This window comes from Mesorhizobium sophorae (assembly GCF_002270415.1).
GTDB classification, from domain to species: domain Bacteria; phylum Pseudomonadota; class Alphaproteobacteria; order Rhizobiales; family Rhizobiaceae; genus Mesorhizobium; species Mesorhizobium sophorae.
The window spans coordinates 553,941-574,415 of sequence record NZ_NNRI01000013.1 but is presented as its reverse complement, the minus strand read 5'-3'; the positions used below and the strand labels follow the sequence as shown (position 1 = coordinate 574,415).

Here is a 20,475-nt window from a genome sequence, read left to right as displayed (position 1 = left end):
CGCTTGGCCCAACCATCGCGATTGCCTGCAGCCCCCGCTTTGCTTCAATCGCCGACATAGAAATTGGACCGCGCTGTGCTCCTCCGACCGATCTGTTCCCTCTTAGAGGTTGTCTCCTTCCGTGGAGGTTTTCCGGGGGGCTTTTGCAGTGCCTTTCATACCCCACTTCCAGCCGCTGATTGCCGGCATGTCATCGCCGTACCGTTCAATGTGCTGCCTGTGTTCGATCAGCCTTTCGTGAATCGCCTGCTTGAAGTAGGCGGCGCGAGCGCCTAGCTGCGGCAGGCGGTCGATCACGTCCTCCGCCAAATGGAACCGGTCGAGGTCATTCAGCACCACCATGTCGAACGGAGTCGACGTCGTGCCTTCCTCCTTGTATCCCCGAACGTGCAGGTTGTAGTGGTTCGTCCGGCGGTAGGTCAAACGATGGATTAGCCACGGGTAGCCGTGGAATGCGAATATGATCGGCTTGTCTTTAGTGAAAAGCGCATCGAAATCGCGGTCCGACAACCCGTGCGGATGCTCGCTCCGAGGCTGCAGTTTCATCAGGTTCACCACGTTGACCACACGCACCTTTAGGTCCGGCAGGTGCTTGCGGATAAGCTCGACGGCGGCCAACGTCTCCAAGGTCGGTACATCGCCGCAACAGGCCATGACGACATCCGGCTCAACGCCCTCATCGTTGCTCGCCCACTTCCAGATGCCAAGCCCCTGGTCGCAATGCTTGATGGCCTCGTCCATGCTCAGCCACTGTGGCGCCGGTTGCTTGCCAGCCACGACGACGTTGACGTAGTTGCGGCTGCGCAGGCAGTGGTCGGTCACAGACAGTAGGGTGTTCGCGTCCGGCGGTAGATAGATCCGGATCACCTCCGCCTTCTTGTTCACGACATGATCGAGGAATCCCGGATCCTGGTGACTGAAGCCGTTGTGGTCCTGCCGCCACACGTGCGAGCTGAGGAAGTAGTTCAGCGATGCGATCGAGCGTCGCCACGGGATGTGGTTGCACACCTTCAGCCACTTGGCGTGCTGGTTGAACATCGAATCGATGATGTGGATGAAGGCTTCGTAACAGGAGAAGAAACCGTGGCGGCCTGTCAGCAGGTAGCCTTCGAGCCATCCCTGGCATTGGTGCTCGCTGAGAACCTCCATTACGCGGCCGTCCGGCGAGAGATGGTCGTCCTCCGGGTATATCTCGGCCATGTAGCAACGATTCGTGACCTCCAATACATCCTGCCAGCGATTGGAGTTGTTCTCGTCCGGACTGAAAAGGCGGAAGTTCTTGCTGTCCAGATTGAGTTTCATGACATCGCGCAGAAATTTGCCCATCGTCCGCGCGGACTCCACGATGACAGTCCCCGGGCTGGGTACGTCGACCGCGTAGTCGCGGAAGTCAGGCATCCTGAGGTCGCGGAGGAGCAGTCCGCCGTTAGCATGCGGATTGTCGCTCATGCGGCGATGGCCCGTGGGGGCCAGCGCCGCCAGTTCGGATTTGAGCCGGCCATCGTCATCGAACAACTCTTCAGGTCGGTAGCTCTTCATCCACTTATCGAGAATTCGGATGTGCTCCGGCTTGTCCATTTCGCCCATGGGAACCTGGTGTGAACGCCAATAATCTTCACACTTCTTGCCATCGATCTCTTCCGGGCACGTCCATCCTTTCGGCGTGCGAAAAACGATCATCGGCCAGGCAGGCCGCTTCAGGTTGCCCTTGTTGCGTGCCTCAGCCCAGATCCGCCTGATCTCGGCCACTGCAGTGTCGAGCACGCCTGCCAGCTGCTGGTGGACGTCGGCCGGATCGTGCCCCTCGACGAAGTATGGCGCGTAGCCCATGCCTTCGAAGAACTTCCGCAGTTCCTCTTTTGGGATGCGGGCGAGAAAGCATGGGTTCGCGATCTTGTAACCGTTGAGGTGGAGGATCGGGAGCACACAACCGTCGCGGGCCGGGTTGAGGAACTTATTGCCATGCCACCCGGTCGCGAGCGGGCCGGTTTCAGCCTCGCCGTCGCCCACGACGCAGGCGACGATCAGGTCCGGGTTGTCGAAGGCTGCGCCATAGGCATGGCTCAAGGCGTATCCAAGCTCACCGCCCTCGTGAATACTGCCGGGCGTCTCGGGCGCAACGTGGCTCGGAATACCGCCGGGGAAGCTGAACTGCTTGAACAGCTTTTTCATGCCCTCCGTATCCTGGCTGATATTCGGGTAGAACTCGCTGTAAGTGCCTTCGAGGTACGCGTGAGCGACCAACGACGGCCCACCGTGGCCAGGGCCGATGACGTAGATCATGTTGAGATCGTCGCGTTTGATGATCCGGTTGAGGTGAACATAAAGCATGTTCAATCCCGGAGACGTTCCCCAGTGACCAAGCAGACGTGGCTTAATGTGCTCGCGTTTCAGACGTTCAGTTAGAAGCGGATTGTCGAGGAGGTAGATTTGGCCAACCGAGAGATAGTTGGAAGCCCGCCAATAAGCATCGATCAAGCGAAGCTCGTCCGCAGACAGGGCGCTTGTTGTTAGGGTCTCGTCCGTTGAACGCTGTTGGACCTTTGCCTTCTGAACCGATGCCATCGCGGGCCTCCTCATAAAGTCAGACTTTTTCGCGAAATGCTCCAAATTCGCAGATTGGCTCAACGGTTTGCCCTCGGGCGTGAACTAGCCCAGCCTCATAACAATTCGACCGTCAATCTTGCCTTCTTCCATGCGGTGAAAAATATCATTGATATTTTCCATCTCGTCCCAAGAGAAATGAGGGGCGACCTTGCCCTCTGCCGCAAACTGAAGCGATTCATCGAGGTCTTGACGTGTTCCCACTATCGAGCCGCGTATGGTGATACGCTTCAACACAGTCTCGAAAACAGGCAGCGAAATTTTCCCGGGCGGAAGGCCGACAAGAGACATCGTTCCCTTCGGCCGCATGAATCCAAAGGCCTGTTCCATCGCCGCCGGTGAAACCGCCGTCACAAGCGCTCCATGGACCCCGCCCGTGGCCTTATGGACCTGCCCGATGGCATCCTTCTCCTTGCCATTGACGGTAATGTCCGCACCGAGTTGCCTGGCCAAGGCCAGCTTGTCTTCGAATATGTCCGCTGCGACCACGTGCATACCCATCGCCTTGGCGTACTGAATCGCCATATGACCTAGGCCGCCCACTCCTGAAACAGCTACCCACTCGCCAGGGCGGACCTCGGTTTCTTTCAGCCCCTTGTAGACGGTTACGCCGGCGCACAGCACTGGAGCCGCTGGTCCGAAGTCAAGGCTGTCTGGCAATTGGCCCACAAACTCAGGATCAGCGAGTCCGAATTGTGCGAAGGTCCCATTCACGGAATATCCAGTGTTCGACTGGGATGCACACAGAGTTTCCCAACCGGTTCGGCAATAGGGGCAGTAACCACAGGCGGTATGCAGCCAGGGCACGCCAACGCGATCACCTTCTTTTACCCTCTTTACACCCGCTCCCACCGCGGAGACGAACCCGACGCCCTCATGCCCTGGTATGAAGGGTGGAATGGGCTTCACCGGCCAGTCACCACTTGCCGCATGGAGATCTGTGTGACAGACGCCGGTCGCTTCATACTTTACGACGATCTGTCCGGCCGACGGACTTGGAACCTCCAGCTCCTCAATGACGAGTGGTGTCCGGAAGGCTCGTACGACCGCCGCCTTCATAGTCTGTGCCATGATTTGTCTCCACCGTTTGAACACGTCCGCAACGCAATGCATTGCTTCAGCGCATAAAATCTGGGAGCGAGGGAATTGGGCCTCAGATACCTTTGCCGTCGTCACGCACCAGATTGGGAAAAGTGCTCGACGACACCTCTGACTCCGCGAACACTTTCTGCGACGGTCCGCGCGGCTCTCCTGCATTCTGTGGTCTCGACATTACCCCAAAGATGCACGATTCCGTCATCGACGATCACTTTCACGTCGAGCCCCTCCAGACCGGTGTTTTCTCCGAGGCGGATCGCGATGCTGCGCTGAATGGCATCATCGCCTGCTGCTGTTTCATCACGCTTGGCCGTAAGTATTACCCGGAGCAGGTCCGCTCGGCTAACGATGCCGACCAGTTCACCAGCTCTTGTCACCGGAATGCGCTTTATGCCACGCTCCTGCATTAGCTTTGCCACTTGCGTCAGTGGGGCTTCCTCATCAATTGTGATTGGGTCATGCGTCATCGCGTCGCCCACCTTCCACGAGCTGCGTTTCACATATGCGCTGGCTCTCTCTTCGGCAGGCATGGCCATCTCGGCTGGCGACGCGACCCCTCCGCTTCCCAATTCCGTTCTTCGGATCAAGTCGCCTTCGCTGATAATGCCGACGAGATGACCGTCATCGTCAACGACCGGGATGCCGCTGACGTGATTATCCAGCATGACTTTGGCTGCCTGCCGGACACTGTTATCAGGTGATATTTTGACGATCTCAGTCGTCATTTCATCTTTGACGAGCATCTCGGTTGCAACTCCGATACGGATTCAGCACCGACCTCTGCTCTACGAAGTTAAACCTCTTGCTGCAAATCGACAACCTGAATCACCAACCGGGGCCGGTCGCATACCCGCGCTGCGTCTTCTGCCTCAGTCTACGATATGATAGCCACCATCCACATAGATCACCTGCCCGGTCATCGACCGCGCGGCATCCAGAGCGAGGAAGGCGCAGGTCGCGCCCACCTCGTCGATCGTCACCAGCTTGCGTGCGGGCGACCTGATGCGGGCCTTGTCCAGCAGCAGATCGAACTCTGCGATCCCCGAAGCCGCGCGGGTGGCTAATGGGCCTGGCGATATCGCATGGACGCGAATGCCCTTCGGACCCAGTTCTGCTGCCACGTAGCGCACGGCACTTTCCAGCGCTGCCTTGGCGACGCCCATGATGTTGTAGTTCTCGACCACCATCTGTGCGCCGTAATAGGTCATTGTAAACAGCGTGCCGCCCTCTTGCATCAGTGGCTCGGCCAGATGGGCCATGCGTAGGAATGACCAGCATGACACCTCCATTGTCTTCAGAAACCCGTCGCGCTGGGCATCGGTGACCCGGCCCTGCAGAGTGTCCTTTGGCGAAAACGCGATGGAGTGGATTACGAAATCCAGCTTGCCCCAATCCTGCGCGATGCGGTCAAATACCGCTTCCATCTGTCCCTCCTGCATCACGTCCAGCGGCAGGAACAGCTTGGCCTCGACCTCGCGCGCAAGCGGGGCGACATGGGGCTTGGCCTTGTCAGACAGGTAGGTGATCGCAAGCTCGGCTCCGAGAGAACGGAAGGCACGGGCACAGCCCCAAGCGATCGACTGGTCGTTGGCGATGCCGACGATCAGGCCGCGCTTTCCTTCAAGCAGCTTTGCCTTGGCGGAGGGAAGGGTCATCTCTGTCTCCGGTTGATCAAATTGTCGGGGGCAGCAAAGCCAGGGTCTGCTGTGCGATCATCAATTCTTCATCGGTAGGCACCACCATAAGGCGCAGCGCCGAACCGTGGGCAGATATTACCGTGGCGGAGATGGCATTGGCTTGCTCATCGAGGGCCGCCCCTAGCCAGCCCAGCCTGGCCGCGATGCGGGCGCGGATCCCCGGCGCGTTCTCGCCGATGCCCGCGGTGAAGACCAGCGCGTCCACGCCATCCATCGCAGCCGCTAGCCCGCCGATGCTCACGGCACAGCGCTGCACAAAATAGTCGATTGCAAAGACCGCGCGGGGATCGGTGCTGGCCAGAAGGTCGCGCATGTCGTTCGACACACCCGAGAGACCCTTCATGCCGGAGTCCGTGTAAAGGAGGCTCGATACTTCGGCGGTAGTCATCCTCTTCTGGCCAATTAGATACAGTACTACGCCAGGGTCGATCTGCCCCGGCCGCGTACCCATCGGTAGACCGTCCAGCGCGGTGAAGCCCATGGTGCTGTCCACGCTCTTCCCGGCCTTCAGCGCACACATTGAAGCTCCGCTGCCCAGGTGCGCCACGACTACGCGACCTTTCGCGATCTCAGGGGCCACGACGCGCAGGCGCTGCGAGACATAATCGTAGGACAGGCCATGAAAGCCGTAGCGCCGCACGCCTTCGTCATGCAGGGCCCGGGGGATTGCATAGAAATCGGCCACCGCCGGATGGCTGCGGTGAAAGGCCGTGTCGAAACAGGCTACCTGCGGTAAGTCGGGGGCAAGCTCGCGCACCAGGCGAATAGGCGCCAAGTTATTAGGCTGATGCAGCGGGGCCAGCGCCTCGAAGGCTCGCAACCGCTCCAGAACGACCTCGTCGATGCGCACGGGAGCGGAATAATCCGGCCCGCCATGTACCACGCGATGGCCGACCGCCTGCAGCGAATAACCCGAAAGTCCTCGCAGCCAGACTTTCAGTGCGCGGGTCGCGGCGGGCAGATCTGGAATTGCCTGCACCTCGAGTCGCTCGTCGATCATCGTTGCGCCCGCGGCATCTGCGGCGCGAAAGCGAGGATGCACGCCAATGCCGTCGATCTGGCCTTTTATCTGCCGTTCGAGCCCGGTTGGGCCCACGGCGAAAATCTGAAACTTCAGACTCGACGAACCGGCATTCAGAACAAGGATCACATCCATGCGCGTCACACTTTGGGCAGGAGCGTGCTCGCGCGCCGCGCTGCGGCGAGGATCGTTCCCACCGCGGCCGAGGCAAGGCGCGTCCGCACCGTATCCGCTCGGCTGGTCAGGATGATCGGCACTCGCGCACCCAGAACTATGCCTGCCGCATCGGCCTTGGCCATGAAGGTCAGGTTCTTGGCCAGCATATTTCCGGACTCAAGATCCGGCACCACCAGAATCTGCGCGTGACCCGCCACCGGTCCGCCGATGCCCTTGATCCGCGCGGCCTCGGGGTCGATGGCATTGTCGAAGGCCAGCGGCCCCTCCAGCAAGCCGCCGGTGATCTGACCCCGGTCGGCCATCTTGCACAGGGCGGCCGCTTCCAGCGTCGAGGGGATCTTGGTCGTTACTGTCTCGACCGCCGAAAGGATTGCCACACGCGGCACTTCGATCCGCAGGGCGTGGCATAGGTCGATCGCGTTCTGGATGATGTCGCGTTTGGTATCCAGATCGGGGAAGATATTGATCGCGGCATCGGTCACTAACAGCGTCTCAGCATGGCCGGGCACGTCCATGATGAATACATGGCTGATCCGCCGCCCCGTCCGAAGACCGGAGGCCGAGGCAGTGACCTCGCGCATCAGTTCGTCAGTGTGCAGGCTGCCCTTCATCAAAAGCTCGCCTCGGCCGGCGTGGATTAGTTCGATCGCTTTTGCGGCGGCGGCATGGCTGTGCGGAACGTCAACAATCTCGACCCCTGTCAGTTCGATCTCCGCCTGCCCCGCCGCATCCCGGATCTTTTTCTCAGGACCGACAAGGATCGGCAGAATCAGGCCCGCATCCCGCGCTTCGATTGCGCCCCGGAGCGAGGTGGCATCGCATGGATGCACCACCAGCGTGGGAGCGGGCGGCAGCTCATTGGCCGCGTCGATCAGTATGTGATGTTTTGACCTTGCGGCCGTTGTCAGGTCGGTCACGCCGCCGTTCTCCTCTACTTCCTCGAGGCGCTCTCAGGCGGTCTTTGCTGCTGCTACCGCCCGGCGGGGGGCCGAGGCAGTTGGCGGCGCGAAGATCTCGGTCACACGCTCCAACCGCCGGGCGCTTTCGCCATCCAGCGGCGGTCCCGCCGCCAGCACGCCGCGCAGCATGTCGAGCACCGCGAGACGTTTGGCTTCGTCAGGCGGCAGCAAACCAGGCAGGGCCGCTATCGCCGCTTCCTCGTCGATCACCAGCATCAGGAACTGTTGCCGTACCGTCGCCTTGAACTCGTGCAGGCTCAGCGCCGCATCATTACGGCGCAGGCGGCGGATCGCCTCGAAGCCGCGCTCGTCCACCGCGCCTCGAGGCCTACCCACATAGAGCAATGCCCGGATGCCAGCCTCCCGCAGCCCTCCTGTAGCCATGGCCGTGCGCAGGCTGGCGATGCGCTGTTCCGTCAGTTCCCGGTGCAGCAGGCTTTTAGCCGCACGGCGAGGCCGCTGGTCCGAGGTGGTGTCGAGGCCAAGGGCCTTTTGGAACGCCTCGTTGCCATAGATGCGGCGGAAGCTATCCTCAGAGATCCGCTCTATCGCCTTGCGGTAGCCCTCCAGCCCCTCGACGACTGCATTCGATATCTTCTCCTGCAGGGCAAGAAAGGGGTTATCGACAGACATCGGTCGGCGGTCTGCACGAGCATTCTCGGCCGCCGCGCCAACCCAGCCCATGAAGGGGTTATTCGGCCCAAACAGATCATACTGAATGCGCAGTGGATGCAGCGCCTTCAACACTTGCGCCACCTCGGGCGTCACCACGGCCTTGACGAAGGGCTGTGCGAATGTCCGGTACAGCGCAAGGTTCACCTCCGACACGCGGGCGGCGGCTTCGAACATGCGTTCCTCTTCCACCGTATTGCCACCCAGCGCACGGATGTCCTCCAGCGTGCGCGTCTCGCAACGCATCACCCAGTCTCCCTGAGCCATGGCGTCGCTGCCGCGCGGGGTCAACACTGCCTCATAAAGTCCAGGCGGCAGCACATCGATCAGGTCGATGTTCGAGGCGAACTCATCATGCTCCTTCCGTGCCACTCCGGCCGAGACGAAAATGCCCAAATGCCCGATGGTTTCATGTATCGTGTAGACGATAGTTTGCCCATGCGCGCGGATTTCCTCGATGCTATCGTATAGGTCGAGGATCCAGCCCAGCGCCTGTTGCGGCGGTGTGATGTTGTCACCCTTCGAGCAGAACACCACGATGGGCGAGCGGATGTTGCGCAGGTCAACCGCCGTGCCATCGCTGGTGGTGATCTGGCCCGCGGCGAGCTTGTTGCCCACGAACAGTTCATCCACGATGAACTGCATCTCCGCAGCATTCAAAGAAACATGCCCGCCCCACCATTTCTCGAAGCCGAGATAGCGCTCGGCCTCGGTGTCGATCTTAGAATAGAGGTTGTACTGCTTGCTCCAGAGCGTGTTGGCGGGGTTCTGGTTCTCGAAATTCGTCACGAGCCAAGCGCCGTCGAATACGCCTGCGCCCAAGTCGCCCGTCAGCGCCGTCAGCCAGCTTCCCCCGAGAAGACCGCCCGAATAGCGCATCGGATACTGCCCCTCGACCCCCGCCCAGTAGGAAAGTGGCGAACCCGCGATGATGATCGGTCCGAATAGCTCGGGACGGAGGCTCGCCAGAATCATCACCGCCCAACCAGCCTGACAGTTGCCAATCACGCAGGGCTTGCCCTCGGCATCGGGATGCAGGGCAATGACCCACTCAAGGAAGGCTGCCTCGGCCATCGCGATGTCCTCGATCGTCTGGTCGGGCACCGGATCGGGCAAGAAGCCTACGAAATAGCAGGGGTGCCCCGCCTTCAGCGCCACGCCGATCTCGCTGTCGGCCTTGAATCCTCCAATGCCTGGTCCATGACCGGCGCGCGGGTCCACCACCACGAAAGGGCGTTTTATGGGGTCGATCACCACGCTCCCGGGCGGCTGGATACGAACCAGAAGGTAGTTCACCGGCCGTGGCAGGTTGCGTCCGTCACAGACCAAATCCGCGTCGAAGCTCAGCACGTGTGGCACGGTTTCTGCATTGTGCGCTGCCGCTTGTTCGGATCGTTGGCGCATCACGTCCATGAACAGCACGGCGCGCTGACCGGCGTCCGTCGCATAGGCTAGAGCATCGTCGGGGGTCGGCAGGCTGGTCATGGATCACCTCTTGAGATGTCTAGGGGGCGGAACGCAGTTCGGCTCGCGGGAAACTCCGTGGTCAGGTGGGCAGCAACGCCTTGTTTCTAAGTACCGCCTTTACAGATCGCACACCAGTGCAACGCTGGAATGACATCGTCTGGCGAGCCCGATGGGGAATGGTCAACGGAGCAATCTTCTTCACCGACTTGTGTGCCGTGTCGTCGAGCAATGTTGTGCAGTGCGTGCGCCGACCGCCGGCTTCGTGACCCAGGTCGGGCTTCGTCCGGGAATGTGTGTCGTTCCGGCGCCGTTACGTCCGGTCATTGTGTTCATCAACGGGGGCAGCGGCGACGAGAAGCTGATCGGAGCCTGCCAACAGAATTCGCTGCAGCGCGTCCGGGCCGGTGACGATGCCGAGATCGCCTTCACGGCCGTGCCGGGAGGATTTTCAAGAGCAGGGTCGCGCACGTCATTGACGCCACCGCTGCGGGTCAACCGTAGGCTACCGGGGTGTTGCAGGACTTCAACCTGCAAGGGGAAGATGCCCGGGCTCTCGCCGAGATCGAGATCCCCGCCGATACCAAGAACTGCCAGATACCCCTCGCCGCGACGGCAGAAACTGCAATGCTGACCCACCATTGGCACCGCGTGGCGTTGCCCCGGCGAAATTCTGCTACGAATTCGAAGCTGGGAGGTTTATGTCTTTCTCGAGGGTCACTGACGGGGCTGGATCGCAGTCCGGCGTAATGTAGTGTGGGCATGTGAACTGGCTCGTTTCAAAGCTGCAGACACATCCCGAAATGGTCATATTCCTGACCTTGGCACTCGGCTATGCTGCCGGGCGCGTGCGTATCGGCAACTTCACTCTTGGCGCAGTCACTGGAACACTGCTGGCTGGTGTCCTGATCGGACAAATTCACGTCTCGGTTTCGGACGATCTCAAGACCACATTCTTCCTGCTTTTCCTCTTCTCCATTGGCTACAGAGTCGGCCCACAATTCTTCTCCGGGCTGAAGAAGGAGGGATTGCCGCAACTGGCGCTGACAGCAATCCTGTGCGGCAGCGGGCTTGTCATAGCGATCGCTCTCTCCGTTCTGTTTGGGTTTGACGCGGGAACGGCAGCCGGACTGATGGCTGGCGCCCTGACCGAGTCTGCAACCGTAGGAACGGCGGGCGACGCGATCCGACGGATGGGCCAGTCTCCCGAGCAGATCTCAATCCTGACCGCCAATGTCGCCACTGCCTTCGCCGTCGCCTATCTTGTCGGGATCATCGGCGTCACATGGTTTCTGTCCAATCTCGCTCCACGCATCATGGCAGTGGATATAGCTGCTGAATGCCAAAAGCTGGAAGCCGAGATGGGGCGCGCGCAGGAAATGGTATCGGATCTGGTTTCCGCGCGCCGTTCCTTTGAGCTAAGAGCCTTCCGAATTCCCGTAAACCTCGCCGGCCAGACAGTCGCACAAATAGAAGCTCAGGTAGGCGCCCGTCTGTTCGTTGAGCAGGTCCGGCGCGATGGGCGAGTGATCGAGTCCGCCCCTGATCTCACTCTAGCCAAGGGAGATGTGATCGCCGTTTCTGGCCGCCGTGAGTATCTTGTCGGTGAACAAATGCGCCCATTTATAGAGGTCGAAGACGAGGCAATGTTGGGGGTTCCGGCGACCGCGGTTGATATCGTCGTGACCAACTCGCAAGTTTCGGACCAGACCCTCGCCGACCTCGCCGACAAGCCCGATGCACGTGGAATCTTCCTTCGCCGGATGACCCGGGGCGGCCATGAATTGCCGATTGCGCCAGCAACCGTGGTGAATCGCGGCGACGTCCTCACGATTGTCGGCCTCGAGCGCCACGTTGCCAAGGCGACGAAGTATCTGGGCTACGCCGACCGGCCAACAAGCGCGACCAACATGATCGTCGTGTCGGCGGGGATCTTTATCGGCGCTCTTGTGGGCTTGCCGGCAATCCATTTCGGCAGTCTTGAGATCGGGCTCGGCACCAGCGTAGGTGCGTTGTTGGGCGGACTGGTGTGCGGCTGGTTAAGGGCAACGCGCCGTTCTTTCGCGGGAATTCCGGAGGCTGCGCTCTGGATTTTCGATTCGCTCGGGCTTACCGCGTTCATCGCGGTCGTGGGCCTGTCCGCTGGGCCGCGCTTCTTCACGGGCCTGGTTGACTCCGGCGTCTCGCTGGTGCTCGCTGCCCTGTGCGTGGTCATGTTACCGCACCTGATCACAGTCTTGGTTGGACACAGGCTGATGAAGATAAATCCCGCCATCCTGCTTGGCATTTGCGCCGGGGCGGGGACTTCCGGACCAGCGCTGGCGGCGATCCAGGAGACAGCGCACAGCAAGATTCCGACGCTTGGATACGGAGTGCCTTATGCCGTGGGCAACGTGCTGTTGGCGCTCTGGGGCACCGTCATCATCGATGTCCTTCGCTAACGGAAGCATTTTTCGTTTGCACGGGCGGATCGGCCGCAGAGCCGCGCAAAAATGCTCGATGCAGTCGCGTCGTAGGCTTCGATCAAGGTCCCTCATTGTGGGGGCTGTCTTCCAGTTGCCAACTGGAACTAGCTGAGCTGCGAAAGGGACTGACATGGATCAGCAGCAACGTCCGCTCAAAGAAACGGCGCGTCGCTTCGCGCGCAAGACGGACCTTAGTCCCAGTCGCAGAAAAGCCCGCGCCTTGCGGAGACGCGGGCCCCGATCGGAGGGCCGATCTTCAACAGACATGCGAGGGACGAACGCCTGTGGATTAGGCGAGCCTAAAACGTTTCTGAGTTGGCCCCAGAATCTACGGAGGCAGGACCGCCGCGTCAATACGCTTCGCCCGGCCTTCCGCTACATCTTGCTGACCGCGCCTATCGCGTCCGCCAGCGTGGCAGTCTCGTTCTTTTTGCAATAGGCCCCGACTTTGGCTGCATTGGCCTCCGCCTTGTCACCATCCACCATGGTGTTGCCTTCCTTGCCATGGACATACCCGTTCATCCACATGGCGATAGCAGCAACCTTGCCGGCCTTCATAGCTCGGACCTCCTTGCAGGTGAGCTTCGACATGTCCAATTCCTTGGCCATTGCCTGGCCGGCCAAACCGATGGTTGCAACTGCGATTGGCAGCGCAAAATAGCGTTTCATGGTCAAGCTGTCCTCCCGTAAAGCGCCCCCCGCCTTGGGCTGTTCGAAGATGGCACCGAAAGGCCTGCGTTCCAGTGAAATGCGCGGGCCTAGCCGAAGCGGGACGGGGCAGAAAGAGCGCGCTCCGACTGCGGTATCGTGTCAGAATATGGGGGATACGCACCATCACATATTGGTGAGATTGACGCGCCGTGGTCGCGTCCCCTCAGGTGGTGTAGCTCGTCGGTAGCGAAGCTGCTCGCGAGCGCGCCCTCAACAGCGCCGTAGCGAGCGAGCGGCTTTGCGAGGCCGCCCTTCAGCGAACGATCGTCACGGGGCAGTGAGCCCCCGATACAACTTCCGTGGCGACCGAACCGAGGAAGAGTCGTTCCATGTCGTTCGTCACTCCGGTTCCCATCACGATATAGTCGAACTCCTTTTCCTTGGCATAGGAAGTGATCGCGGAAGAGACTCGATTGCTTTTCAGAACGACACTGCTGAAATCCGCCAGCCCGTGGTTGGCCGCGATCTTTTGGCCGTTCGCCAATCGTGATTGGATCTCGGCGTTCATAGCCGACAACAGAGTCTCGTCCCAGAACCATCGTTTCGCGATGCGGTCCTGCTGTACGCTGTTGACGTGCACGAAGGTGAGTTTGGCGCCAGTTTCCTTGGCCAGTTCGACAGCGCAGGCGGCGGCCCGGTCCGATGCATCTGAACCATCGACCGCGCAGAGGATTTTCTTTGGCATGACGCTCCCCTTTGGATCTCAAACAGCCTAGCACTTCCATCCTCAACAGTAACTAAATGTCGATCGATGAATTCCGGCGACAAGCGTGCTCGCCCGGTTGCGCGCCCACCCAACATAGCAGACAATGCGCAGCATCCGTTCAGACTTGAATTACAGGCTCGACGCCGAGGAGCAACGCACGCAGCAGCATTGTTGCCCGTGGGCGAGGAAGGCAACCAGCGCCGCCGGATGCCCATATGACGTGCCGTAGCGCCCGATCTGCTGGAAGCTGCGACACCGCTCCTTCGCCACAGGCCGCCTTCGAACTCGCGTTACGCTGCTCGGGGCCATGTCCCAGCCTGATGCGGCATGCCGAGAATCCTTCAGGCTTTTGTTGGTCCTGTGGACCGCCGCGGATAAAGGCTACGGGCACACCCGTCTTGCGGCACGGTACAAAGTTTTGCGCTGAGCCGCCAAAGGCTCATAAAGCGTTAATCGCGTCGTGATACCGGGCGACCGTGGCCGACCAGAATGAGCCTGTTTTCCGACAACTCGCAGCGGCGCCGACTACGGCCGGCCTGGCCACGCGCCTCGCAGTAGCCGAGCTCCGACGCCGCGGCATCGATCCGGCCCCTATGCTCGCCCGCGCCGGACTGTCAGCGGTCGCCCCCGATCACGACGGTCGGATCGATGTCAGGTCGCAGATCAAATTCCTCGAGCAGGCTTCGCGCACCCTCGGCGACGACTTCCTCGGCTTGACCCTGGCCGAGCAATTCGATCTGCGCGAACTCGGCATGCTCTACTACGTCGCCGCCTCGTCGCATTGCCTCGGCGACGCTCTACGCCGCCTCGAACGGTACGCCCAGGCGGCGAATCATGCGTTGATCTTGCGGATGCACAAGGGCTCGACCTTCCGGCTCGCGCTTTCCTATGCAGGCGTGCCGCGGCACCTCGACCGGCACCAGATGGAGTCCTTCGCACTGACGCTCGTCCGGCTCTGCCGGCAACTCGTCGGCCACAGGATTTCTCCGCTCGTCGCGAACTTCGTCCACCAGCGCTCGGGCGATCTGCGCCGTGCGCGGAACCTGCTGGGCTGCGACGTCAACTTTGGCGCCGACTCGGACGAGTTGATATTCGACCCTGCGCTGCTGGACCGGACGCTGGTGGCCGCCGATCCATTCCTGAACCGGCTGATGGTCGAGAATTGCGAGCAGGCGATGGCGGCCCGGCCCACCAACGTGGGCCCGTTCCGCACGATAGTCGAGAACACCATCGCGCCGCTCCTGCCCCACGCCGAGGCGAGCGCGAAGAAGGTGGCCGGCAGCCTCGGGCTGAGCGAGAGGACGTTCGCACGCCGCCTCGCGGCAGAAGGGCTCAGCTTCGGGGCCATTCTGGATGATCTCCGGCGTGATCTCGCCATTCGCCACCTGGAGGAGCCGGGCCTGCAAATCTCCCAGATCGCATGGCTGCTGGGCTTCCATCAGCCAAGCGCCTTCAGTCATGCCGCGCGGCGCTGGACCGGCAAGACTCCGTCCCAGTACCGGCGTGGCTTGTCATCGTCCTAGCAGATCCTGAGCGGCGGCTGCCGCCGTTGCAGCCAATGTAGTTGATCGGCACCGCCAACGACTTGCGCCCAGCCGCCACTGTCCTTGCGTCAGTGCACAAGGCATCCACATGAGCGAAGAACGCCAGACCCACCGGATTGAGGCCAGTCACACATGGCTCGACGCGGTCGGTTCGGGTTGGTGCAGGAAGAAGGATCGAGGATATACCATGGCATTGCAGGTGTTCGCCGCAGCGACTCGGGGCAATGAACTGAAGTCTGCGTTCCGGCAATTTGCCGGGGCGCTGACGGCGGTGGCCGTTTTCTCGGGCATAGTGAATATCCTCGGCCTGACCGGCTCGCTCTACATGCTACAGGTCTACGATCGCGTGATGCCGTCGCACAGTGTACCTACGCTTGTCGGCATCACCATCATCGCGGTCTTTCTGTACGCGGTCTACGGCCTGCTCGATTTCGTCCGCCTGCGCCTGCTCGTTCGGATTGGCAACGCACTCGACCAGAAGCTGCATGGCAAGGCATTCGCAGCCTCGCTGCTGCTGCCGCTGAGCGCAGGACAAGAGGGATCGCGCATCCAGCCGATCCGTGACCTCGACCAGATCAGGAGCTTCGTCTCCGGAAGCGGTCCGACCGCCTTCTTCGACCTGCCGTGGATTCCATTCTACCTCGTCATCATCTACATGCTGCATCCATCACTCGGGCTCCTAGCGACGCTTGGAGCAGTGGTCATCGTACTACTGACCCTCGTCGCCGAAGGGCTCGCGCGCGCGCCGTCAAGGCGTGCATCCGAATCGATAGTTGCCCGCACTTCCTGCTCCGACGCGGGCCGCCGCAATGCCGAAGTCATCCGCGCTATGGGCCTCTCCAACCGCTTCGGCAGACTCTGGAGTGAGCAGAGCCTGCGCTTCCTGCAGGATCAGCGGAGGGTTTTCGACGTCATCGGTGCGACCGGCGCGCTTTCACGCACGTTCCGCATGATGCTGCAATCGCTCATGCTCGGCCTCGGCGCCTACCTCGTTATGGCAGGCGAGGCGTCTTCGGGCGTCATTATCGCTTCCTCTATCATGCTGGGCCGATCGCTTGCGCCAGTCGATGTCGCGCTCGCAAACTGGAAGGGCTTTATCTCTGCGCGAAGAAGCTACGAACAGCTATCCAGAACGTTGAACGCCTTTTTCGAGCAGCGTCAGCCGATGGCGCTGCCGCGACCGCAGCACACGCTGTCCGTCGAAGGCCTGACAGTTACTGCGCCAGGCCAGCAGAATGCTCTTATCCAGAACGTCAGCTTCACGCTGCAAGCGGGGACCGGGTTGGGCGTTATCGGGCCGAGCGCATCCGGCAAGTCGACCCTGGTGCGCTCCATTGTCGGTGCGTGGCCGTCGCTGCGCGGGACGGTCCGGCTAGACAATGCAGCGCTCGAACAGTGGGATCCCGAAGCCCTTGGGCGGGATATCGGCTATCTGCCACAGGCTATCGAATTGTTCGACGGAACCGTTGCAGAAAACATCTGCCGCTTCGACAGGGACGCCGATCCCAAGGACATCCTGGCGGCGGCGCGGACGGCTGGAATCGACCGAATGATTCTCAGGCTGGCGGATGGGTTCCAGACGCGCATCGGCGAAGGCGGCAGCGCCCTCTCGGCCGGGCAGCGGCAACTCGTCGGGTTGGCGCGGGCACTCTACGGAGAACCTTTTCTGGTAGTGCTCGACGAGCCTAACTCCAATCTCGATGCCGACGGCGATGTCGCGCTCGCTGCCGCCATTCAAGGCGTGCGCCAGCGGGGCGGCATTGTCATCGTCGTCGCCCACCGCCCGTCGGCGCTGGCCAATCTCGATCAGGTGCTGGTCATGGCAGGCGGGACATTACAGGCCTTCGGCCCGAAGGAAGAAGTGCTTGCCAGCATCACCCGCCCGTCAGTCCATACGCAACAGCCAGCGGCTCATGCGGCCTTGCGGCAGACCTCGACTGTCGTCCCCTTACACGATCGAAAGTAACCTCGGTGATTTCAATGTCCGTTTCAGAAAAGAATACGCATTCCGGCGAAGGCATCAGGGCCAACATCCTGTTCGGCCTGGCGATATCGATCCTGCTCGTGGGCGGTGTCGGCGCGTGGGCGGCAACGACATCACTCGCAGGGGCCGTCATCTCGTCGGGCACCGTTGTCGTCGAAAGCAGCGCCAAAAAAGTCCAGCACCAGACTGGTGGCGTCGTTGGTGCGATCCTGGTTCGCGAAGGCGACCGCGTCTCGGCGGGCGATGCCATTGTGCGGCTCGACGATACAACTGCCCGCGCCAACCTACAGATCATCGCACAGCAATATGACCGCACGCTCGCCCGCCAGGCGCGTCTGCAAGCGGAGCGGCTGGGCTTGCCCGAGATCAAGCTGCCCGACAGCCTTGCCAGGCGCACCGGAGAGGCGGATGTGGACGCCTTGGTTGCCGGCGAGAAGGCGTTGTTCCAAAGCCGGACCAAGGCTTCGACAGGGCTGAAAGCCCAGCTCGAGGTTCGCTCTGAACAGTTGGCGAAGCAAATTGAAGGCCTGACTGCCCAGCGGGAGGCGACGGACAAATCGGCAGCGCTCGTCGAAAGGGACTACAACAGCCTTCAGACGCTCTATGAGCAAAAGCTCGTCTCGCTCGAGCGGGTAAGCACACTCCAGCTCGAGCTGTCGCGGCTCAAGGGCGAATCCGGCCGCCTTATGGCCGCCATCGCCGAGACAGAAGGCAAGATCAGCGAGACAAAGCTGCAGGCCCTCCAGGTCGATGAGGAGATGCGCAAGGACGTTAACGAGGAGTTGCGCGAGCTTGATGGAAAGGAGGTCGAACTGGTCGAGCGCAAGGTGGTCGCGCAGGACCAGCTTGCCCGCACCGAAATCCGTGCACCCCAGTCAGGGTATGTGCAGGAGCTTGCCGTCCACACTGTCGGCGGGGTCATCGCTCCGGGCGAGACAATCATGCTGATCGTGCCCGAGCAGGACCGGCTCGTGGTCGACGCCATGATCGCCCCGGCCAGCGTCGACGACGTTCGCCCCGGCCAGTCTGTGTCGATCCGCTTCTCTGCCTTCGACGCTGCCACGACGCCCGAATGCGAGGGCACCGTGCAGAGGGTGTCGGCTGACCTGATCAAGGACCCGCAGCGGCAAACTTCCTATTTCGTCGCACGCACGACCGTCGACGACCTGCAGGCCTGCTTGCAGGATGCCAGACGGCTGCAGCCGGGGATGCCAGCGGAAGTCCACATCCAGACCGGCGAGCGCAATGTCTTCTCCTACGCAATGAAGCCGCTGTCGGACCAGATGCACAGGGCGTTCCGACAATAGTGCACCGCGGTTGGCCGGGGCCGGAATATGGGTCGCATAGGCGCTCCCTAGGCAGCCAACCGGAAATTTTTGGCGTGACGTGACAAGACCGACCAGCCTGCGAAAGGTATTGGTCAGACTAGAAACTCTCAATCCCTCAAATTTATTGGAGATCATCTTGGCAGTCGTAGACACATATATACCATTGGACATGTTGAACGGATTCAACTTCAGCAAACTGCTCTACGCTGACAGCTACTACGGCAACTCGGGCGGGTTCACCGCCGGTCATTCAGATGGTACCATCGATGCGCTCTGGGGCTACGGCTTCGCTTACGACATCAACGGCGTTCCGATGCGCACCGGCACGGTCACAGAGTATTCCCTGTATGGCAACTGGTCGTCCGACTTGCTTATCGATGTGTCTGGAATCAGCGTACCGGCCAGCTTGATCATAGATGCTGCACTGTCGCCTTCAACTGCAGATGACGTCGCCATCGTTAGGACAGCGCTGGCCGGCGCCGACACCGTTTATGGCAGCGACTACGCTGACGTACTTGACGGCTTCGGTGGCAACGACACGATCTACTGCTACGCCGGCAACGACATCGCCTATGGCGAAGACGGCAACGACTATCTCAGCGGGATGGCCGGCAACGACTATCTCAGCGGGATGGCCGGCAACGACTACCTCAACGGCGGCACGGGCATCGATACGATGGTCGGGGGCAGTGGGTCCGATACCTATGTCGTTGACAGCACTTACGACGTAGTCAACGAGAGCGTCTCCGGCTCGACCGGTATTGACACCGTGCAGTCGTCGATCAGCTTCAGCCTCTCCGACAGTGCGCACGTATTGGGCTCGGTCGAAAACCTGACGCTGCTCGGGTCTGCCAACATCAACGGCACCGGCAATTCGATTGCCAACATCATCACCGGCAACAGTGGCAACAACATCATCAATGGTCTCGGCGGTGCCGATACGATGAGCGGCAGCACCGGCAACGACACCTATTATGTCGACAATGCCGGCGATCACGTGATCGAGGCCAATGGCCAGGGCACTGATAACGTGCAGGCCTACGTTTCCTTCAACCTCTCCGGTCAGGAACTGGAGAACCTGGCGCTGCGCAGCGCGGCCTCGATCAACGGCACCGGCAATTCCATCGCCAATGTCATCACCGGCAATTCCGGCAACAACGTCATCAACGGCCTGCTCGGCAACGACACGCTGTCCGGCAGCACCGGCAACGATAGCTTCGTCTTTACGACGGCGCTCAACGCCTCGAGCAATGTCGACCGCATCACAGACTTCTCGGTGGTAGACGACACTATCCGGGTCGATAACGCCATTTTTGCAGCGCTTGGCGGCAACGGCACGCTGACGGCCGACCAGTTCGTCAAGAACACAACTGGCCTTGCGGGTGACGGCAACGACCACATCATCTACGAGACCGACACCGGCTGGCTCTACTATGACAGCAACGGCAGTGCCGCCGGCGGCTCGACCCATTTCGCCACACTGGCCGCAAACCTGGCGCTGACCAACGCGGATTTCCTGGTGATCTAGTCCCTCCATTTGGGGGCCTCTAGCTCCTCACCGCGCTGACTTCCCACCGCTGCGGGGCCCATCAAGCGCGTCCCCACCTGCGGGAGGGAGGACACCGGCCGAGGCCGCCTTAGCGAGTTCGCTGGGTGCAGGTGCGAACGGCAACACCGCAAATTCGCGTTGGTTTCTTCCCCAGGGGCTCGGCAGCCAGGCTGCTAGCAAGACGGCCAGCCTCGCTTTGAACCCTATGAAGGCGATGCGAATCGCGCGCCTGACAGGGCCCCATAAGCCACCCCCACCCCCGCCACCGACAAACCCCGGGGGGGCCATTAGAACGCGCCGCGTAGGCAGACAGGCCAGCGCGCGTCAGCAACCGCGCGGGATCGATGTTGTGTCGCGGAAGCTCAGCAGAGGCCAAGCGCGCGGCCAGACCTACCGCAGTCGGTATGGCTGCCGGTGTTAGAACGGCCGTTGCACTCTGTTCGACCACTGGCGCACACCTCTCGGACCCGCTCGACCCTCACATTATGAAGCTTGG

General features: G+C 61.1%; 15 protein-coding genes. 5 read left to right on the top strand and 10 right to left on the bottom strand.

Translation table 11 applies throughout. The annotated features are described in order from the left end of the window. Nucleotides 1-102 precede the first annotated feature (102 nt). The 8 genes from CGZ66_RS22045 to CGZ66_RS39260 form a co-directional block, all read right to left on the bottom strand. Nucleotides 103-2,565 carry a phosphoketolase family protein gene (locus CGZ66_RS22045; RefSeq protein ID WP_095087767.1) on the bottom strand — a complete coding sequence of 821 codons (2,463 nt, stop codon included), beginning with the start codon at nt 2,563-2,565 and terminating at the stop codon, nt 103-105. An 84-nt stretch (nt 2,566-2,649) separates the two neighbouring features. Beyond that, nucleotides 2,650-3,675 carry an alcohol dehydrogenase AdhP gene (gene adhP / locus CGZ66_RS22040; protein ID WP_095088113.1) on the bottom strand — a complete coding sequence of 342 codons (1,026 nt, stop codon included), beginning with the start codon at nt 3,673-3,675 and terminating at the stop codon, nt 2,650-2,652. 101 nt (nt 3,676-3,776) lie between these two features. Next, nucleotides 3,777-4,445 carry a CBS domain-containing protein gene (locus CGZ66_RS22035; RefSeq protein WP_095087765.1) on the bottom strand — a complete coding sequence of 223 codons (669 nt, stop codon included), beginning with the start codon at nt 4,443-4,445 and terminating at the stop codon, nt 3,777-3,779. Between the two features lie 126 nt (nt 4,446-4,571). Beyond that, a complete protein-coding gene (gene fabI / locus CGZ66_RS22030; RefSeq protein WP_095087763.1) occupies nt 4,572-5,357 on the bottom strand; it encodes an enoyl-ACP reductase FabI in 786 nt (261 codons plus the stop codon). A gap of 16 nt (nt 5,358-5,373) precedes the next feature. Next, complete coding sequence (locus CGZ66_RS22025) at nt 5,374-6,555, bottom strand: acetate/propionate family kinase (RefSeq protein ID WP_095087762.1); 1,182 nt, start codon at nt 6,553-6,555, stop codon at nt 5,374-5,376. A gap of 5 nt (nt 6,556-6,560) precedes the next feature. Next, nucleotides 6,561-7,514: a phosphate acetyltransferase gene (locus CGZ66_RS22020; RefSeq protein ID WP_095087760.1), complete on the bottom strand. Its 954-nt coding sequence runs from the start codon at nt 7,512-7,514 to the stop codon at nt 6,561-6,563. Nucleotides 7,515-7,547: 33 nt separating this feature from the next. Beyond that, nucleotides 7,548-9,713, bottom strand: coding sequence for a DUF3141 domain-containing protein (locus CGZ66_RS22015; RefSeq protein WP_095087759.1), 2,166 nt, complete (start codon nt 9,711-9,713; stop codon nt 7,548-7,550). Between the two features lie 180 nt (nt 9,714-9,893). Then, on the bottom strand, nt 9,894-10,334 hold the full coding sequence (locus CGZ66_RS39260) for a hypothetical protein (protein WP_143748807.1): 441 nt from the start codon (nt 10,332-10,334) through the stop codon (nt 9,894-9,896). Between the two features lie 122 nt (nt 10,335-10,456). Here CGZ66_RS39260 and aspT point away from each other — a divergent pair, with 122 nt between their 5' ends. After that, nucleotides 10,457-12,133 carry an aspartate-alanine antiporter gene (gene aspT / locus CGZ66_RS22010; protein ID WP_143748806.1) on the top strand — a complete coding sequence of 559 codons (1,677 nt, stop codon included), beginning with the start codon at nt 10,457-10,459 and terminating at the stop codon, nt 12,131-12,133. Nucleotides 12,134-12,532: 399 nt separating this feature from the next. Here the strand turns inward: aspT and CGZ66_RS22005 are convergent, their stop codons facing one another. Both CGZ66_RS22005 and CGZ66_RS22000 read right to left on the bottom strand, forming a co-directional pair. Beyond that, nucleotides 12,533-12,826, bottom strand: coding sequence for an HdeA/HdeB family chaperone (locus tag CGZ66_RS22005; protein ID WP_095087756.1), 294 nt, complete (start codon nt 12,824-12,826; stop codon nt 12,533-12,535). Nucleotides 12,827-13,121: 295 nt separating this feature from the next. Beyond that, nucleotides 13,122-13,553, bottom strand: a complete 432-nt coding sequence (locus CGZ66_RS22000; RefSeq protein WP_095087754.1) for a universal stress protein — start codon at nt 13,551-13,553, stop codon at nt 13,122-13,124. Between the two features lie 497 nt (nt 13,554-14,050). Here CGZ66_RS22000 and CGZ66_RS21995 point away from each other — a divergent pair, with 497 nt between their 5' ends. From CGZ66_RS21995 to CGZ66_RS21980, 4 genes are all read left to right on the top strand, one after another. After that, the gene (locus tag CGZ66_RS21995; RefSeq protein WP_245331167.1) at nt 14,051-15,097 is read left to right on the top strand and encodes an AraC family transcriptional regulator; all 1,047 of its coding nucleotides are present in this window, start codon (nt 14,051-14,053) and stop codon (nt 15,095-15,097) included. A gap of 208 nt (nt 15,098-15,305) precedes the next feature. Then, nucleotides 15,306-17,084, top strand: coding sequence for a type I secretion system permease/ATPase (locus CGZ66_RS21990; RefSeq protein ID WP_095087753.1), 1,779 nt, complete (start codon nt 15,306-15,308; stop codon nt 17,082-17,084). Between the two features lie 14 nt (nt 17,085-17,098). Beyond that, on the top strand, nt 17,099-18,409 hold the full coding sequence (locus tag CGZ66_RS21985) for an HlyD family type I secretion periplasmic adaptor subunit (RefSeq protein ID WP_095087751.1): 1,311 nt from the start codon (nt 17,099-17,101) through the stop codon (nt 18,407-18,409). 157 nt (nt 18,410-18,566) lie between these two features. Continuing rightward, entirely contained in the window at nt 18,567-19,958 is a 1,392-nt protein-coding gene (locus tag CGZ66_RS21980) for a calcium-binding protein (protein WP_143748805.1), read from the top strand. Nucleotides 19,959-20,475 lie beyond the last annotated feature (517 nt).

Excerpts from the sequence above, each read along its gene's own strand:
- CGZ66_RS22015 (WP_095087759.1), bottom strand. The coding sequence starts at position 9,713 with ATGACCAGCCTGCCGACCCCCGACGATGCTCTAGCCTATGCGACGGAC.
- fabI (WP_095087763.1), bottom strand. The coding sequence starts at position 5,357 with ATGACCCTTCCCTCCGCCAAGGCAAAGCTGCTTGAAGGAAAGCGCGGC.
- CGZ66_RS22045 (WP_095087767.1), bottom strand. The coding sequence starts at position 2,565 with ATGGCATCGGTTCAGAAGGCAAAGGTCCAACAGCGTTCAACGGACGAG.
- CGZ66_RS21985 (WP_095087751.1), top strand. The coding sequence starts at position 17,099 with ATGTCCGTTTCAGAAAAGAATACGCATTCCGGCGAAGGCATCAGGGCC.
- adhP (WP_095088113.1), bottom strand. The coding sequence starts at position 3,675 with ATGGCACAGACTATGAAGGCGGCGGTCGTACGAGCCTTCCGGACACCA.
- CGZ66_RS21990 (WP_095087753.1), top strand. The coding sequence starts at position 15,306 with ATGGCATTGCAGGTGTTCGCCGCAGCGACTCGGGGCAATGAACTGAAG.
- CGZ66_RS22025 (WP_095087762.1), bottom strand. The coding sequence starts at position 6,555 with ATGGATGTGATCCTTGTTCTGAATGCCGGTTCGTCGAGTCTGAAGTTT.
- CGZ66_RS22005 (WP_095087756.1), bottom strand. The coding sequence starts at position 12,826 with ATGAAACGCTATTTTGCGCTGCCAATCGCAGTTGCAACCATCGGTTTG.
- CGZ66_RS22035 (WP_095087765.1), bottom strand. The coding sequence starts at position 4,445 with ATGCTCGTCAAAGATGAAATGACGACTGAGATCGTCAAAATATCACCT.
- CGZ66_RS39260 (WP_143748807.1), bottom strand. The coding sequence starts at position 10,334 with ATGGTGGGTCAGCATTGCAGTTTCTGCCGTCGCGGCGAGGGGTATCTG.
- CGZ66_RS22000 (WP_095087754.1), bottom strand. The coding sequence starts at position 13,553 with ATGCCAAAGAAAATCCTCTGCGCGGTCGATGGTTCAGATGCATCGGAC.